Origin of the sequence: Pseudomonas sp. FP2335 (genome assembly GCF_030687535.1) — a bacterium.
GTDB lineage: Bacteria > Pseudomonadota > Gammaproteobacteria > Pseudomonadales > Pseudomonadaceae > Aquipseudomonas.
The window spans coordinates 1,910,679-1,927,306 of record NZ_CP117437.1 but is presented as its reverse complement, the minus strand read 5'-3'; the positions used below and the strand labels follow the sequence as shown (position 1 = coordinate 1,927,306).

Sequence of the window (16,628 nt, the reverse complement as noted above, 5' to 3'; positions counted from 1 at the left end):
GCATGGATTGCACACGTGTGCAAATGATCCGGAAAAAAAAGTGAAGGCACGGCCCTTTGGATAGGCCAGCCACTCACCGCTTACTGCCCATACAACACGAAATAAATTTTCCCTTCAAGCAATTATTGAAATTTTATTTCTGAATTATCGTAGTGCCGCGCTGGATCAGGGTCACCGGCACCGGCTCGAACCGGGCGACCCGCGTGAAGTTTTCACCCCGTGCGACGATCGCGTCGACGGCGCGTTGCGCCAGTTCCACGTTGTCCTGGCGCACCGTGGTCAGGTCATAGGCCAGCTGCGCGGCCTGGGCGATGTCGTCAAAGCCGATGACCTGCACCTGTTGCGGCACCTGCAGGCGCAACGAAAAACGCAGGGCATCCATCACCCCCAGCGCCAGCATATCGGTTGCGCAGAAGATCCCGTCCGGCCCTTCCCCCTGGCTGAACAGCGCCGGCACCGCCTGCATTCCGCCCTGGTAACCCGGGGTCTCATTGACCACCGTCTGTGCCTGCACCCCCGCTTCGGCCAGACGCTCGCAAAACCCCAGCCAACGCTCGCGGCTGCTGAAGTTTTGCGCGCCCTGGCCCACAAACGCCAGGCGCCGCGCACCGCCCTTGAGCAACGCATCGGCAGCCATACGCCCACCGGCACGGTTATCACTGCCCACCACTTCGGCCCCGGCCAGTTCATGGCCACGGTTGATCATCGCCACCGGAATCTGCCGATCCAGGTAATGTCGGACCACCGACAACGGCGGCGAGGCCGAGGTAAGGATCACCCCGGCAATCTGGTAGCTGAGCAGCGCCTGCAATGACTGCTCAAGCTGGGCAGGGTCATCGGCGTTCATCAACAATGGCATCAGGCCGCGACGGCTCAGGCTGTGGGCGATGGGACTCAAGAGGCTGGCCCGAAACGCGCTGTCGAACCCCGCCGTGACCACGCCGACGAAGTTGCTGCTGCCCTTGTTCATGGTGCGGGCAATCATATTGACCTGATACCCCAGGGCCTTGGCCGAGGCCAGCACCTTTTCCCGCGTGGCCGGAGCCACGCTGGCGCCCGGGGTGAACGTACGCGACACTGCCGAGCGGGAAACACCAGCATGCCGGGCCACATCCAAGGACGTAATCACGTTTTTTTCAGAGGAGTCCATCGGCCACTGCCCACTGCGAAAGAGCCGCTACGGTAATGGCAAACGCGGTACAGGGAAAGAGTGGCCAGTGCCCATTCTTGAGGGCCTCACGAAGCCGGTGCTACTATGCCCGACCGCCTGTACTGGCAAGGAACCCCCAGGTTTATGAGCACCATTCGCGAGCGCAACAAAGAAAAGATCCTGCGGGCGGCGAGCGAGGAGTTCGCCGACAAGGGCTTCGCCGCGACCAAGACCAGCGACATCGCCGCCAAGGCAGGGCTGCCCAAGCCCAACGTCTATTACTACTTCAAGTCCAAGGACAACCTCTATCGCGAGGTGCTCGAAAGCATTATCGAGCCGATCCTGGCCGCCTCCACGCCGTTCAACCCGGATGGCGAGCCCAAGGAAGTACTGAGCAACTACATCCGCTCAAAAATCTGCATCTCCCGTGATTTACCGTTTGCCTCCAAGGTCTTCGCCAGCGAAATCATGCACGGCGCCCCGCACCTCAGCGCTGACCAGATCGAGCAGTTGAACGCCCAGGCCAAGCACAACATCGAGTGCATCCAGAACTGGGTGGATCGCGGCCTGATCGCGGCGATCGACCCCAATCACCTGATGTTCAGCATCTGGGCGGCGACGCAGACCTATGCGGATTTTGACTGGCAGATCTCGGCGGTGACCGGCAAGGCCAAGCTGGATGAGGCGGATTATGAGGCGGCGGCGCAGACGATTATCCGGTTGGTGCTCAAGGGGTGTGAGCCAGACTGATACACCGCGGTGCCTGGGGGATTCGCGAGCAAGCCCGCTCCCACAGGGGTTTTGTGCCAGACACACAATGTATGAACACCGCAAATCCAATGTGGGAGCGGGCTTGCTCGCGAAAGCGCCCTCCCAGACACATCTTGCCAAAAGCCTGCCGATCAGTATCAACCACCCGGATCTAGCCTCTCAGAACCCCCACTGAAGAGAGGCCATGGAATGCCTGATCTAGCCACATCACACCGTCTGCGCATCGGGCGGTTCAGCGAACCCAACCGTACCTACCTGATCACCACCAACACTCATGAACGTGTGCCGATATTCAGTGATTTTCATCTGGGTCGCTTGGTGGTCTGGCAATTCAGGCTCGCTCAATATCAAGGCTTGGCGAACTCCCTGGCGTGGGTAGTAATGCCAGACCATTTCCACTGGCTGCTCGAACTGCAAAAGGGCTCGCTGGGCGATCTGATGTGTCAGGTGAAGTCGAAAAGCACTCGAACCGTGAATGGCGCCACAGGCCGCAAAGGCAGACTATGGCAATCCAGTTTTCATGACCGGGCACTGCGCAAGGAAGATGACTTGGTAAAGATGGCTCGGTATGTAGTGGCCAATCCATTGCGAGCTGGATTGGTGGAGCGCATTGGCGACTATCCCTTGTGGGATGCGGTTTGGGTCTAGGGCAGAGACCGAGTTGCCCCTTTCGCGAGCAAGCCCGCTCCCACAGTTTGACTGCACTCCAAAGTTGGAGCCCGGTCAAAATGTGGGAGCGGGCTTGCTCGCGAAGAGGCCCTACCAGTCACCCAAAGATCAAGCCGACACCCCCGCATCCGCCAACAACCCCACCCCCTCAATCGCCGTAATCGCGCACTGCTCGTCAATATCCGACGTATCCCCGCTGATCCCGATCGCCCCCAGCACTAAGCCCTGCTGATCCCGAATCAACACCCCCCCCGGTGCCGGCACCACGCTGCCCTGCCCCAGACTGTTCAGAGCCGCAATAAACGCCGGCCGTTGCTGCGCGTCCAGCGCCAGCATGCGCGAGCCCTTGCCCAGCGCAATCGCGCCCCAGGCCTTGCCGATGGCGATCTGCGGGCGCAGCAGGCTGGCGCCGTCTTCCCGTTGCAGGGTGATCAGGTGCCCACCGCTGTCGAGCACCGCGATGGTCAGCGGCGCCGCTGAAATCGTGCGGCCTGCGGTAAGGGCGTGGCTGGCCAGTTGGGTGGCTATTTTCAAGGTTAAAGCGCTCATGGTGCCGTCCTTATCTTGTTATGGAAAAAGCGGTGGAGGTCTAAATCGTGAGATGCTCGATCAAACAAATAGAACACAATGACATTTATTTTTGTATACAATATTTTCGCACAAACCCTCCATACGTCGAAAAAATGCCTTCCGACGAACGCTCAAGCCAATAAACAAAATGAATTGACCTGCGCCGCTCGCCGTGAATACACTTTGACGAGAAACCACTTGTATACAATTACAAAACGCAAGAGGCACCAAAACCATGAGCAAAATGAGAGCAATCGAAGCCGCCGTTCTGGTAATGCGCCGTGAGGGCGTGGACACCGCCTTCGGTATCCCAGGCGCCGCGATCAACCCGCTGTACTCGGCCTTGCAGAAGGTGGGTGGCATCGATCACGTCCTTGCTCGCCACGTTGAAGGCGCCTCCCACATGGCCGAGGGTTACACCCGCACCAAGGCCGGCAATATCGGCGTGTGCATCGGCACCTCCGGCCCGGCGGGCACCGATATGGTCACCGGCTTGTACAGCGCCTCGGCCGACTCGATCCCGATCCTGTGCATCACCGGCCAAGCCCCTCGTGCCCGGATGCACAAGGAAGACTTCCAGGCGGTGGACATCACCAGCATCGTCAAGCCAGTGACCAAGTGGGCAACCACCGTCCTCGAACCCGGCCAGGTGCCTTACGCGTTCCAGAAAGCCTTTTATGAAATGCGCTCCGGCCGCCCAGGCCCGGTGCTGATCGACCTGCCGTTCGACGTACAGATGGCCGAGATCGAATTCGACATCGACGCCTACCAGCCGCTGCCGCTGGCCAAGCCACTGGCCACACGCATCCAGGTGGAAAAAGCCCTGGCCTTGCTCGATCAAGCCGAACGCCCACTGTTGGTCAGTGGTGGCGGCGTGATCAACGCCGACGCCAGCGACCTGCTGGTGGAATTCGCCGAGCTGACCGGCATCCCGGTGATCCCGACCCTGATGGGCTGGGGCACGATCCCCGACGATCATCCGCAGATGGTGGGCATGGTCGGCCTGCAAACCTCCCACCGTTACGGCAACGCGACGATGCTCAAGTCGGACGTGGTGCTGGGCATCGGCAACCGCTGGGCCAACCGCCACACGGGGTCGGTCGAGGTGTATACCGAGGGTCGCAAGTTCATTCACGTCGACATCGAGCCGACGCAGATTGGCCGCGTGTTCACCCCGGACCTGGGCATCGTGTCCGACGCCGGCTCGGCCCTGACAATGTTCATTGAAGTGGCCCGCGAGTGGAAAGCCGCCGGCAAGCTCAAGGACCGCAGCACCTGGCTCAACGACTGCCAGCAGCGCAAGGCCACCCTGCATCGCAAGACCCACTTCGACAACGTACCGGTCAAGCCGCAACGGGTGTACGAAGAGATGAACCAGGTGTTCGGCAAAGACACCTGCTACGTCAGCACCATCGGCCTGTCGCAGATTGCCGGTGCGCAATTCCTGCACGTCTATAAGCCACGTCACTGGATCAACTGCGGCCAGGCCGGTCCCTTGGGCTGGACCATTCCGGCGGCCCTTGGTGTGGTCAAGGCCGATCCGAGCCGCAAGGTCGTCGCGCTGTCGGGGGACTATGACTTCCAGTTCATGATCGAAGAATTGGCGGTGGGCGCGCAGTTCAAGCTGCCGTACATCCACGTGGTGGTGAACAACTCCTACCTCGGCCTGATCCGCCAGGCCCAGCGCGGGTTTGAAATGGACTACTGCGTGCAGTTGTCCTTCGACAACCTCAACGCCCCGGAACTCAATGGCTATGGCGTCGACCACGTCGCCGTCGCCGAAGGCCTGGGCTGCAAGGCCCTGCGAGTGTTCGAGCCTAGCCAGATCGCACCGGCCCTGCGCCGCGCCGAGGCAATGATCGAAGAGTTCAAGGTGCCGGTGATCGTCGAGATCATCCTGGAGCGCGTGACCAATATTTCCATGGGCACCGAAATCAACGCCGTCAACGAATTCGAAGATCTGGCCCTGGTCGGCAATGACGCACCGACCGCCATTTCCCTGCTCGATTAAGGAGAACCCTATGCCGCGTTTTGCCGCCAACCTGTCCATGCTGTTTACCGAGCAAGACTTTCTTGCTCGCTTCAAAGCGGCCGCCGATGCGGGCTTCGAAGGTGTCGAGTACCTGTTCCCGTACGAATTCAGCTCGGCTGAAATCAAGGCACACCTGGACGCCAACGGCCTGACCCAAGTGTTGTTCAACCTGCCGGCCGGCGACTGGGCCAAGGGCGAGCGCGGCCTGGCGTGCCACCCGGACCGGGTCGAGGAATTCCGCGCCGGGGTCAAGCTGGCCATCGCCTACGCCCAGGTCCTGGGCAACACCCAGATCAACTGCCTGGCGGGCATCCGGCCACAGGGCGTGGACGATGCCACCCTGGAAAAAACCTTCGTCGCCAACCTCAAGTACGCCGCCGACAAGCTGCATGCCGCGGGCATCAAGCTGGTGATGGAGATGATCAACACCCGCGACATCCCCGGCTTCTACCTGAACAACACCGCGCAAGCCCTGTCGATCCGCGAGCAGGTCGGCAGTGCCAATCTGTTCCTGCAATACGACATCTATCACATGCAAATCATGGAGGGCGACCTGGCCCGCACCATGGCCGCGCACCTTGGCGAGATCAACCACATCCAGCTGGCGGATAACCCTGGACGCAACGAGCCGGGGACCGGGGAGATCAACTATCGGTTCCTGTTCGAGCATTTGGACCGCATTGGTTACAAGGGCTGGGTGGGTTGCGAATACAAACCGCTGACCACCACCGAGGCAGGTTTGGGCTGGCTCAAGAGCCACAACGCCATCTAACCGACACACCACATTGGATCGTCTGTGTTTGGCAGGCTGAGACAGGCCTACCCATCTAATAAAAAGAGGTTTTTTCGTCATGGCTAAAATCGGATTCATCGGCACCGGCATCATGGGCCAACCCATGGCCGCCAACCTGCAAAAGGCAGGTCACCAACTGTTCCTCTCCGAACATCACGGCAAAGCCCCGCAAGCCCTGCTCGACGCCGGCGCCATCGCCCTGGCCAACCCGCAGCAAGTCGCCCAGGAAGCCGAGTTCATCATTGTGATGGTGCCCGACACCCCGCAGGTCGATGACGTGCTGTTCCGCGCCGACGGCGTGGCCGCCGGCCTGTCGCCAAACAAAGTGGTGATCGACATGAGTTCGATCTCCCCCACCGCCACCAAGGCCTTCGCCGCCAGGATCAACGAGGCCGGCGCGCACTACCTGGATGCGCCCGTGTCCGGCGGTGAAGTCGGCGCCAAGGCCGGCACCCTGAGCATCATGATCGGTGGCGAGCCGCAGACCTTCGAACGCGCCCTGCCGCTGTTCCAGGCCATGGGCAAGAACATCACCCTGGTCGGCGGCAATGGTGATGGGCAGACCGCCAAGGTCGCCAACCAGATCATCGTCGCGCTGAACATCCAGGCAGTGGCCGAAGCGCTGCTGTTCGCCGCCAAGAACGGTGCCGACCCGGCCAAGGTGCGTGAAGCGCTGATGGGCGGTTTTGCCTCGTCGAAGATCCTTGAAGTGCATGGCGAGCGCATGATCAAGGGCACCTTTGACCCGGGCTTTCGCATCAACCTGCACCAGAAGGATTTGAACCTGGCGCTGGCCGGGGCCAAGGAACTGGGGATCAACCTGCCGAACACCGCCGGTACGCAGCAGGTGTTCAGTACCTGCACCGCAATCGGTGGCGGCAACTGGGACCACTCGGCGCTGATCAAGGGCCTGGAGCACATGGCGAATTTCTCGATTCGCGACAAGTAAGTCCTGACTTGAAATGCAAGCCAGTGTGGGGCTGGCTTATGTGGGAGCTGGCTTGCCTGCGATAGCATCACCTCAGTTTGCCTGATACACCGAGGTGTTTGCATCGCAGGCAAGCCAGCTCCCACACAAGCCAGCTCCCACATTTTGGTCCCTGTTCCAGGTCTCACCTCTAATAACAAGAAGCCCCCGGGAGCCCGCTTATGTCGGTCGATCCGCAACACCTGCTTCGCGAGCTGTTCTCCACAGCCATCGACGCCGCCCACCCCCGGCAAGTCCTTGAACCCTACCTGCCCGCCGACCGCAGTGGCCGGGTGATCGTGATCGGTGCCGGCAAAGCCGCCGCCGCCATGGCCCTGGTTGTAGAAAACAGCTGGCAAGGCGAAGTCACGGGCCTGGTCGTCACCCGCTACGGCCATGGCGCGCCGTGCAAGAAAATCGAAGTGGTCGAAGCCGCTCACCCGGTCCCCGACGCCGCCGGCCTGGCGGTGGCCAAGCGCGTGCTGGAACTGATCAGCAACCTCGGCGAAGACGACCGCGTGATCTTCCTGCTGTCCGGTGGCGGCTCGGCCCTGCTGGCCTTGCCCGCCGAAGGCATCACCCTGGCCGACAAGCAAGCCATCAACAAAGCCCTGCTCAAGTCCGGCGCCACCATTGGCGAGATGAATTGCGTGCGCAAGCACCTCTCGGCGATCAAGGGTGGCCGGCTGGCCAAGGCGGCATGGCCAGCCACGGTCTACACCTATGCGATTTCCGACGTGCCGGGCGACCAGGCCACGGTGATTGCATCCGGCCCCACCGTCGGCGACCCAAGCACCTCGGCACAGGCGTTGGCGATCCTCAAGCGCTACAACATCGATGCCCCCGCATCGGTGCGCAGCTGGTTGCAGAACCCCGCCTCGGAAACCGTCAAGCCGGGCGACCCGATCCTCGCCCGCAGCCATTTCCAATTGATCGCCCGCCCGCAGCAATCCCTCGAAGCCGTGGCGGTCAAAGTGCGCCAGGCCGGGTTCAGCCCGCTGATCCTCGGCGACCTCGAAGGCGAAGCGCGGGACGTGGCCAAGGTGCATGCCGGCATTGCCCGGCAAATCGCGCAACACGGCCAACCACTGGCGGCGCCGTGCGTGATCCTGTCCGGCGGTGAAACCACTGTGACCGTGCGCGGCAATGGCCGTGGCGGGCGCAACGCGGAGTTCCTGCTCAGCCTTACCGACAGCCTCAAGGGCCTGCCCGGCGTATACGCCCTGGCCGGTGACACCGACGGCATCGACGGTTCCGAAGACAACGCCGGCGCGATCATGACCCCGTGCAGCTATTCACGCGCCGAAGCGCTGGGCCTGTCGGCCAGCGACGAGTTGGACAACAACAATGGCTACGGCTACTTCGCGGCCCTCGACGGGTTGATCGTCACCGAGCCGACGCGCACCAACGTCAACGACTTGCGCGCCATCCTGATTCTTGAGACTGCCAAACATGACGCCTGACAAGAAGGTCAAAATCCTCGCCACCCTGGGCCCGGCCACCGACGGTATCGATGACATCCGCGAGCTGGTCGAAGCCGGGGTGAATATCTTCCGCCTCAACTTCAGCCACGGTGAGCACGCCGACCACGCCCAGCGCTACCAGTGGATCCGCCAGGTGGAACGCCAGCTGAATTACCCGCTAGGCATTCTTATGGACCTGCAAGGGCCCAAGCTGCGGGTCGGACGTTTTGCCGACGGCAAGGTGCAACTGGTGCGCGGCCAGGCGCTGCGCCTGGACCTGGACGAAGCCCCGGGCGACGAACGCCGGGTGAACCTGCCCCACCCGGAAATAATCGCCGCACTGGAGCCGGGCATGGACCTGTTGCTGGACGACGGCAAGTTGCGCCTGCGGGTGATCACCAAGCATGCCGATGCCATCGACACCACCGTGCTGAACGGCGGCGAATTGTCGGACCGTAAAGGTGTGAACGTCCCACAAGCGCTGTTGGAACTGAGCCCGTTGACCGCCAAGGACCGCCGCGACTTGAGCTTCGGCCTGGAACTCGGTGTGGACTGGGTCGCGCTGTCGTTCGTGCAGCGCCCGGAAGACATCCGCGAGGCCCGCGAGCTGATCGGCGACCGCGCCTTCCTGATGGCCAAGATCGAGAAACCTTCGGCAGTGCAGCGCCTGCGGGAGATCGCCGAATTGAGCGACGCAATCATGGTGGCCAGAGGCGATCTCGGCGTGGAAGTGCCGGCCGAAAGCGTGCCGCAAATCCAGAAAGACATCATCAGCACCTGCCGCCAGTTGGGTAAGCCGGTGGTGGTTGCGACGCAGATGCTCGAATCCATGCGCTTCTCCCCGGCGCCGACCCGCGCCGAAGTCACCGACGTGGCCAATGCGGTTGCCGAAGGTGCCGATGCGGTGATGCTCTCGGCGGAAACCGCCTCCGGCGAGTACCCGCTGGAAGCCGTGCAGATGATGAGCAAGATCATCCGCCAGGTGGAAAGTGGTCCGGATTACCAGGCCCAGCTGGATGTAAGCCGCCCCAAGGCGGACGCCACGGTGTCGGATGCGATCAGCTGCGCGATCCGGCGTATCAGCCACATCCTGCCGGTGGCGGTGCTGGTGAACTACAGCGAGTCGGGCGCCTCCAGCCTGCGCGCGGCGCGGGAGCGGCCGGTGGCGCCGATCCTCAACCTCACGCCAAACCTGTCCACGGCACGGCGCTTGAGCGTGGCCTGGGGCGTGCATTCGGTGGTCAATGACCGACTGCGCCAGGTGGATGAGGTGTGTTCCACCGCGCTGGAAATTGCCCAGGCCCAAGGGATGGCGGAGCGGGGGGATACGTTGGTGATCACGGCGGGGGTGCCGTTCGGGCAGCCGGGGTCGACCAATTCGCTGCGTATCGAGACGTTGATTTAGCGTCTGTAAGGGCCCCTTCGCGAGCAAGCCCGCTCCCACATTTGACGGCGTTCACAAATCAAAATGTGGGAGCGGGCTTGCTCGCGAAGGGGGCAACTCGGTCTAGCTGACTTACCTCTATGCACAACCCTACCTGCCCCGACTGGGCCGAAGCCCTGCTCAACGGTTTCAGCCAAATCTTCCTCCAGCGCCAACCGCTGTGCGGCCTGCTGTGCCTGCTGGCCATCCTGATCGGCGCCCCGGCCTTGTTCGGCGGGGCGTTGCTGGGTGGCATCGCGGGTTTGCTCACGGCCCAGCGTCGGGGTTATCCCAAGGCCGAGCGCCAGGCCGGCCTGTATAGCTACAACGGCGTACTGCTGGGGTTGTTGGTCAGCCAGCACTTCGCCTGGTCTGCGCTGTTGCCACCGCTGATCCTGGCCTGCGGCGGTGTGGCGGCGATGCTCACGCGCCAATGGCTGAAACATGCAACCCACCCGCAGGCCTTGCCCGCCTATACCACGCCGTTTGTCGGCCTGGGCTGGTTACTGCTGGGCAGCGCGCCAGAGAGCACCTTTACCCTGACCACCCCGCAAACCGTCTCCGTCCTCAGCGCGCCCTTTACCGGGCTCGCGCAAATCATGCTGCTGGACGCCCCGCTGGCCGGCGTCTTGATTGCGCTCGGCCTGTGGTTGGCGAACCGAGGCGCCGCCATCTGGGCCTTGATCGGCGCCAGCACCGGCATGCTGGTTGCGCTGCTGCTGGACGAACCCACCAGCGCCCTCCTCGGCCTGCACAGCTACAACCCGGCGCTGGCGGCACTGGCCTTGAGCCAGACACATCGCCAGCCGTGGCTTGCGTTGCTCGGCATCGGCCTGGCGATTGTGCTTACGTCAGCTTTCGCCACGCTGCATCTGCCAGCACTGACAGCGCCCTTCATTCTTGCCTGCTGGCTGGTACACGCAGGCGCCCGCCTGCTTCAGAAACCGCGCATGGACAGCCCCTTCGAATCCCCCTAGGCTTGCTCGATATTCGTTTCAGGCGGGCTTTATGGACAGCAACAACGACTGGCGCCAACGGCTCTACGTCATGATTTTCCAGAGCGACACCCTTGCCGGGCGGCGTTTTGACGGCACCTTGCTGCTGATCATCCTCGCCAGCCTGGTGATCGTGATGCTCGACAGCATCGACGACATCCACCAGAACTACGCCGACGTGCTGGCCTACATCGAGTGGGGCTTCACCATCATCTTCGCCATCGAGTACGGCTTGCGGCTGTATTGCTCGCCCAAGCCGCTGCGTTATGCCTTCAGTTTTTACGGGCTGGTGGATTTGCTCGCGATCGTGCCCGGCATCCTCGCCCTGTATTACAGCGATGCGCAGTACCTGTTGATCATCCGCATCATCCGTATGTTGCGCATCTTCCGGGTGCTCAAGCTCAGCCCCTACCTCAAGCAAGCCAACTACCTGATGGCGGCGCTGCGCGGCAGCAAGCAGAAGATCGTGGTGTTCCTGGTCAGCGTGTGCACGCTGGTGACAGTGTTCGGCACCCTGATGTACGTAATCGAAGGCCCGGAGCACGGGTTTACCAGCATTCCCAAGGGCATTTACTGGGCCATCGTGACCCTGACCACCGTGGGTTTTGGCGACATCGTGCCGAAGACCCCGTTGGGCCAGGTGATTTCGTCGCTGGTGATGATCACGGGTTACTCGATCATTGCCGTGCCCACCGGGATTTTCACCGCCGAACTGGCCAGCGCCATGCGCGGTGAACAACTGCAACACGACTGCCCGGTGTGCAAGAAGAGCACCCACGAACCCAACGCCGCATTCTGTTCGCGCTGCGGCAGTAATCTTTTTCGTAAAGTGGAATAAGCAAAGTGCGTTTTAATCTTTAAACGTCTATGCGCGCCCGGCTATAGTCGCTGGCAAATTGCCGTCACTTACCCCGTCATTTTCTCGAACAACAAGGAATGAGCAGTGAAAAAACTCGTTAGCGCCTCTCTCCTGGCCGCCGGCCTCGCCCTGGCGGGCGCCGTCCAGGCTGCCCCCGTGACACTGCTCAACGTCTCCTACGACGTGATGCGCGATTTCTACAAGGACTACAACGCGGCGTTCCAGAAGCACTGGGACGCCGAGCACCCGAACGACAAGCTGACCTTGCAGATGTCCTTCGGCGGCTCCAGCAAACAAGCGCGCTCGGTGATCGATGGCCTGCCCGCTGACGTGATCACCATGAACATGGCCACCGACATCAACGCCCTGGTGGACAACGGCAAACTGGTGCCGGACAACTGGGTCACGCGCCTGCCGAACAACAGCGCACCGTTCACCTCTGCCACCGTGTTCATCGTACGCAAAGGCAACCCGAAAGCCCTGAAAGACTGGCCGGACCTGTTGAAAGACGGCGTGCAAGTGATCGTGCCCAACCCGAAAACCTCGGGTAACGGCCGCTACACCTACCTGTCGGCCTGGGGTTATGTGTTGAAGAACGGCGGCGATGAAAACAAGGCCAAGGCCTTTGTCGGCAAACTGTTCAAACAAGCCCCGGTGCTGGACACCGGCGGCCGTGCCGCCACCACCACGTTCATGACCAACCAGATCGGCGACGTGCTGGTGACTTTTGAAAACGAAGCGGAAATGATCGCCCGTGAATTCGGCCGCGACCAGTTCGAAGTGATCTACCCAAGCGTCTCCGCCGAAGCAGAGCCGCCGGTGTCGGTGGTCGACAAAGTGGTCGAGAAGAAAGGCACCCGCGTCGCGGCCGAAGACTACTTGAAGTACCTGTGGTCGGCCGAAGGCCAGGAAATCGCGGCGAACAACTACCTGCGCCCACGTGATCCAAAAGTGTTGGCCAAGTACACCGACCGCTTCCCGAAAGTCGACTTCCTGTCGGTGGAGAAAACCTTTGGCGACTGGCGCACCGTGCAGAAAACCCACTTCAATGATGGTGGGGTGTTTGACCAGATCTACAGCGGGCAGTAACTGAATAAACGCGGTTAAAACTGTGGGAGCGGGCTTGCTCGCGAATGCGGTGGATCAGCCAATGAATCTATTGACTGACACACCGCATTCGCGAGCAAGCCCGCTCCCACATTGGGTTCTGCGCCAGACCTTACATCGGTGGGGTCACGCCATCCTTGCCGGCAGAGATGGCCTGCGCCGTAATCGTCCCATCTGCCCCCCTCACCGCAAACAACACCACCTTCACCCCCGGTTTCAACAAGCTGCGATCCCCCGGTTCGAGGTTGACGATCGGCACGTCCTGGGGCACCACGATCTTCTGCTCACCGCCCTTGTACTTCACCGTCAGCGTGCGCCCGTTGCTCACCACCAGGTCGCCCACGGTGCCGTTGGTCATGCTGCTGCCTTCCTTTAAGTCAAAGGCGCGATGCCCGTCACCGGTGCCGGCCATGGCCGGTGGGAATACGTGCACTTCCAGGGCGGTCAAGCTGCCGTCGGCATTGGGCATGGCGGCGGAGCCAATGTAGCTGCCCGGCTTGATCTCATCGATCCTGGCCAGGGTGACGGCGCGCACCTGGGTGTCCCGGGTCAAGTGCACGGTGACGTCTTCGCCGCTGTTGACCTTGACCTGTATTGCGTCGCCCTCGACAGCGGTGATGGCACCGCGCACGCCCACACGCGGCGCATCGGCGGCGTGGGCCAGGCCAACGGCCATGGCGGCGGCAAGGGTTGACGCCAGGAGCATCTTGTTCAGCGTGATCTTCATGGGATTTCCTGTTTCGGCAGTTGTGTCTGAATGTATCATCAGCCTTCGCGCAGAAAGTTAACGATTCACTCATCAATACCGGGCATGAGTGTTATCACTGCCAGCGGCCTACCCGGGCTACGGTGTTGTCTTTACGCTCGCCCCACTTTCCTTCGCTTTTATGAGAACACCATGAACGCTACTTCCCACGCTACAAGCACCATGACCCGGAGCATGGTGATGCTGTTTGCGTTTTGCTGCGGCGCCATCGTTGCCAACATCTACTACGCACAACCGATCATCGAACTGATTGCCCCGGACATCGGCCTCACCCCCGCCATGGCCAGCCTGATCGTGTCACTGACACAAATCGGCTACGCCCTCGGCCTGTTTTTCCTGGTGCCCCTGGGCGACCTGCTGGAAAACCGCAAGCTGATGATCAGCACCACTGTGCTCGCCATCGCCAGCCTGCTGGGCGCGGCGATTACCGAGCAGCCGAACCTGTTCCTGCTGGTGTCACTGCTGATCGGCTTCAGCTCGGTGTCGGTGCAGATCCTGATCCCGCTGGCTGCGCACCTGGCGCCGGCCGAGTCCCGTGGGCGTGTGGTCGGCAGCATCATGGGCGGCCTGTTGCTCGGCATCCTGCTGGCGCGGCCGGTGTCCAGCGTGGTAGCGGATCACTTCGGCTGGCGCGCGATGTTCATGGCCGCCGCGGCATTGATGGCGTTTATCAGCGTGATCCTGCTGATCACCATCCCCAAGCGCCAGCCCGACCACAGTGCCACCTACGGCCAACTGCTGCGCTCCCTCGGCACCCTGCTGCGCAAGCAACCGGTATTGCGCCAACGGGCGTTCTACCAGGGCGGCATGTTCGCCACCTTCAGCCTGTTCTGGACCGCCGTGCCGCTGGAACTGGCGCGTAACCACGGCCTGAGTCAAAGCGAGATCGCCCTGTTTGCCCTGGTGGGTGCCCTCGGCGCCATCGCCGCGCCAATCGCCGGGCGCCTGGCCGATGCCGGCCACACTTACCGCGCGTCGCTGCTGGCCATGCTGTTTGCCGCGCTGAGTTTCCTGCCGGCCTTCGTCCACCCGCTGTACAGCGTGATCGGCCTGGCCGTGACCGGCGTGGTCCTGGACTTCTGCGTACAGATGAACATGGTGCTCGGCCAACGCGCCATCTACGCCCTCGACGCCAACAGCCGCAGCCGCCTGAACGCGCTGTACATGACCAGCATCTTCATCGGCGGCGCCTTCGGCTCGGCAATTGCCAGCAGCGTGTACGAACACGGCGGCTGGCTGGGTGTGGTGTTGGTGGGCAGTGCGTTCCCGCTGGTGGCGTTGTTGCGCTTCCTCAGCGTTTCCCGTGAAGCGGCCCCGGTAGCCGCGTAACACATGACCTGTGGGAACTGGCTTGTCGGGTCCCACAGGGCCAACCTCAGGAACGCACCAACTTCTCCAAAGCCGCATCCGCTAGGAATGACGAGCGGCTTTTCACCTTGTGCTCACGCACGTAGCGGTCGATACGCTGGATGACATAACCGGGCAAGGTCACATTGACCTTCTCGGTCTTGCCCAGATAGGGCGTAACGTCCAGCTCCAACATGCCCCAGCCCATACCCGCATAGTCTTCGTGGGCGTGATGATTGGCCACCGAGGTAGGCATGGGGATCGGCCCGCCCTCGGCGGCGATCTCCTGCAGCAGGATGTGTGCGACTTCCACGGCCGCGTTGTACGCCTCTTCGAAACTGTCCCCGGCAGTGACGGCGCCTGGAATATCGGGGATCTGAATGCCGGTGGCGGCGAAGTCATCGCCCCATTCGATACAGATTGGGTATTGCATGAATGCTCTCCTTAAAACTCAAACAGACCAGCACGTTTCCTGATACTTCTCACAGTACCCGCAGGCAGGTCCTTCTTTGGATGAGGCACCGGAATCGTGTACGGGTTATAGCGATGGGTAAAAATATGATGACTGCCCGTGACCCGATCCAGCACCCAGCCCGCCTCTTGCAGTTCCTTGATCAATAACCTGCTTTGCACCCCAGCCTCCTTGGCTTGGCCTGAATAAAAGTAACCCTAGAGTTATCTTTACTCAAGCACAAAATCCCCCGGACTGACTGACGGCTGTTTTGCTGGATGTTGAAAGCCCCCGGCCCTGCACGGGAAACGCATGACACCTGCGGCTCATCACCTTAGGCTTGAGCGCCGCCAAGCCAAACAGGAACACCCGATGGACCGCCTCGCCGCCATGGAAACCTTCGTCCACGTTGTCGAAACCGGCTCGTTCTCCGCCGCCGCCAAACGCCTGGGTATCGGCCAGCCCGCTGTGTCCAAGAGCATTGCGCAGCTGGAAGCACGCCTGGCGGTGCGGTTGGTGTTGCGCTCCACCCGTGGCCTGAGCCCGACCGAGGCGGGCCTGGCGTTTTTCGAGAAAGCCAAGCGCGCCATCGATGAAGCCAACGCGGCCGACGAAGCCGCCCGGGGCGCCGGGGCGGGGCTCAGCGGCAACCTGCGGGTCAGCGCGTCGGTGACCTTTGCCCGGATGCACATCATTCCCCAGTTGGGCGCGTTTCTGGCGCAGTACCCCGAGATCACTGTGGATGTGATCCTCGACGACCGCAGCCTCAACCTGGTGGAAGAAGGCATCGACGTCGCCCTGCGCATGGGCAATCTGGACGATTCAAACCTCACCGCGCGCAAGATCGGCGAATCGCCCTGCGTCATCCTCGCCACCCCGGCCTACTTCGAACGCTGCGGCGAACCCGCCACGCCGGAGGACCTGATGCAACACGAGGCCATCATCTACACCCGTGGCGAGGGCGCGCACTGGAGCTTCACCCAGGGCGACACGGCGTACCCCGTCGTGGCCCACGGCCGCGTGCGCGTCACCGCAGCCGAAGGCGTGCGGGCTGCGGTGTTGAGTGATTTGGGGCTGACGTTATCGTCCACCTGGATGTTCGCGCCGGAACTGGCCAGTGGCGAAGTGAAAACCGTGCTCACCGACTGGAAACTGCCCGCACGGGATCTATGGGCGGTGTTCCCCACCGGCCGGATGGCGAGCGCCAAGGCGCGGGCGTTTGTGGCATATGTCGAGCAGTTGCTGGCGTAGCCCTCGCGCTTCAA

The 16,628-nt window shown here is 61.9% G+C and carries 17 protein-coding genes; 12 read left to right on the top strand and 5 right to left on the bottom strand.

Annotated elements, in window-relative coordinates:
- Positions 1 to 133 precede the first annotated feature (133 nt).
- The gene (locus PSH81_RS08650) at positions 134 to 1,150 is read right to left on the bottom strand and encodes a LacI family DNA-binding transcriptional regulator (RefSeq protein ID WP_305392328.1); all 1,017 of its coding nucleotides are present in this window, start codon (positions 1,148 to 1,150) and stop codon (positions 134 to 136) included.
- Between the two features lie 144 nt (positions 1,151 to 1,294).
- Here PSH81_RS08650 and PSH81_RS08645 point away from each other — a divergent pair, with 144 nt between their 5' ends.
- Positions 1,295 to 1,900, top strand: a complete 606-nt coding sequence (locus PSH81_RS08645) for a TetR/AcrR family transcriptional regulator (RefSeq protein ID WP_226455432.1) — start codon at positions 1,295 to 1,297, stop codon at positions 1,898 to 1,900.
- Positions 1,901 to 2,110: 210 nt separating this feature from the next.
- Complete coding sequence (locus PSH81_RS08640) at positions 2,111 to 2,569, top strand: transposase (protein WP_305392327.1); 459 nt, start codon at positions 2,111 to 2,113, stop codon at positions 2,567 to 2,569.
- A 129-nt stretch (positions 2,570 to 2,698) separates the two neighbouring features.
- Here the strand turns inward: PSH81_RS08640 and PSH81_RS08635 are convergent, their stop codons facing one another.
- On the bottom strand, positions 2,699 to 3,139 hold the full coding sequence (locus PSH81_RS08635) for a heme-binding protein (protein ID WP_305392326.1): 441 nt from the start codon (positions 3,137 to 3,139) through the stop codon (positions 2,699 to 2,701).
- Between the two features lie 256 nt (positions 3,140 to 3,395).
- On the opposite strand from PSH81_RS08635, the gene gcl reads away from it, so the two are divergent.
- The 8 genes from gcl (at position 3,396) to PSH81_RS08595 (ending at position 12,781) form a co-directional block, all read left to right on the top strand.
- Complete coding sequence (gene gcl, locus PSH81_RS08630) at positions 3,396 to 5,171, top strand: glyoxylate carboligase (RefSeq protein WP_305392325.1); 1,776 nt, start codon at positions 3,396 to 3,398, stop codon at positions 5,169 to 5,171.
- A gap of 10 nt (positions 5,172 to 5,181) precedes the next feature.
- Complete coding sequence (gene hyi / locus PSH81_RS08625) at positions 5,182 to 5,964, top strand: hydroxypyruvate isomerase (protein WP_305392324.1); 783 nt, start codon at positions 5,182 to 5,184, stop codon at positions 5,962 to 5,964.
- A gap of 79 nt (positions 5,965 to 6,043) precedes the next feature.
- Positions 6,044 to 6,934: a 2-hydroxy-3-oxopropionate reductase gene (locus PSH81_RS08620; RefSeq protein WP_192298801.1), complete on the top strand. Its 891-nt coding sequence runs from the start codon at positions 6,044 to 6,046 to the stop codon at positions 6,932 to 6,934.
- 200 nt (positions 6,935 to 7,134) lie between these two features.
- Positions 7,135 to 8,415, top strand: a complete 1,281-nt coding sequence (locus PSH81_RS08615) for a glycerate kinase (RefSeq protein WP_305392323.1) — start codon at positions 7,135 to 7,137, stop codon at positions 8,413 to 8,415.
- Entirely contained in the window at positions 8,405 to 9,820 is a 1,416-nt protein-coding gene (pyk, locus tag PSH81_RS08610) for a pyruvate kinase (protein ID WP_226455426.1), read from the top strand. The genes PSH81_RS08615 and pyk overlap by 11 nt, the downstream gene beginning before the upstream one ends.
- A gap of 119 nt (positions 9,821 to 9,939) precedes the next feature.
- On the top strand, positions 9,940 to 10,815 hold the full coding sequence (locus PSH81_RS08605) for an urea transporter (RefSeq protein ID WP_305392322.1): 876 nt from the start codon (positions 9,940 to 9,942) through the stop codon (positions 10,813 to 10,815).
- A gap of 31 nt (positions 10,816 to 10,846) precedes the next feature.
- Positions 10,847 to 11,671 carry an ion transporter gene (locus tag PSH81_RS08600; protein ID WP_305392321.1) on the top strand — a complete coding sequence of 275 codons (825 nt, stop codon included), beginning with the start codon at positions 10,847 to 10,849 and terminating at the stop codon, positions 11,669 to 11,671.
- Positions 11,672 to 11,776: 105 nt separating this feature from the next.
- Entirely contained in the window at positions 11,777 to 12,781 is a 1,005-nt protein-coding gene (locus PSH81_RS08595) for a sulfate ABC transporter substrate-binding protein (protein ID WP_192298796.1), read from the top strand.
- Positions 12,782 to 12,911: 130 nt separating this feature from the next.
- Here the strand turns inward: PSH81_RS08595 and PSH81_RS08590 are convergent, their stop codons facing one another.
- A complete protein-coding gene (locus PSH81_RS08590; RefSeq protein ID WP_226455424.1) occupies positions 12,912 to 13,526 on the bottom strand; it encodes a DUF5666 domain-containing protein in 615 nt (204 codons plus the stop codon).
- A gap of 171 nt (positions 13,527 to 13,697) precedes the next feature.
- On the opposite strand from PSH81_RS08590, the gene PSH81_RS08585 reads away from it, so the two are divergent.
- Positions 13,698 to 14,894 (top strand): MFS transporter, encoded by a 1,197-nt coding sequence (locus tag PSH81_RS08585; protein ID WP_226455423.1) that lies wholly within the window; start codon positions 13,698 to 13,700, stop codon positions 14,892 to 14,894.
- A 46-nt stretch (positions 14,895 to 14,940) separates the two neighbouring features.
- Here the strand turns inward: PSH81_RS08585 and PSH81_RS08580 are convergent, their stop codons facing one another.
- Positions 14,941 to 15,345, bottom strand: a complete 405-nt coding sequence (locus PSH81_RS08580) for a type II toxin-antitoxin system HicB family antitoxin (RefSeq protein ID WP_192298793.1) — start codon at positions 15,343 to 15,345, stop codon at positions 14,941 to 14,943.
- Between the two features lie 11 nt (positions 15,346 to 15,356).
- The gene (locus PSH81_RS08575) at positions 15,357 to 15,545 is read right to left on the bottom strand and encodes a type II toxin-antitoxin system HicA family toxin (RefSeq protein WP_192298792.1); all 189 of its coding nucleotides are present in this window, start codon (positions 15,543 to 15,545) and stop codon (positions 15,357 to 15,359) included.
- Between the two features lie 190 nt (positions 15,546 to 15,735).
- On the opposite strand from PSH81_RS08575, the gene PSH81_RS08570 reads away from it, so the two are divergent.
- Complete coding sequence (locus PSH81_RS08570) at positions 15,736 to 16,614, top strand: LysR family transcriptional regulator (RefSeq protein WP_305392320.1); 879 nt, start codon at positions 15,736 to 15,738, stop codon at positions 16,612 to 16,614.
- The last annotated feature ends 14 nt before the right edge of the window (positions 16,615 to 16,628 follow it).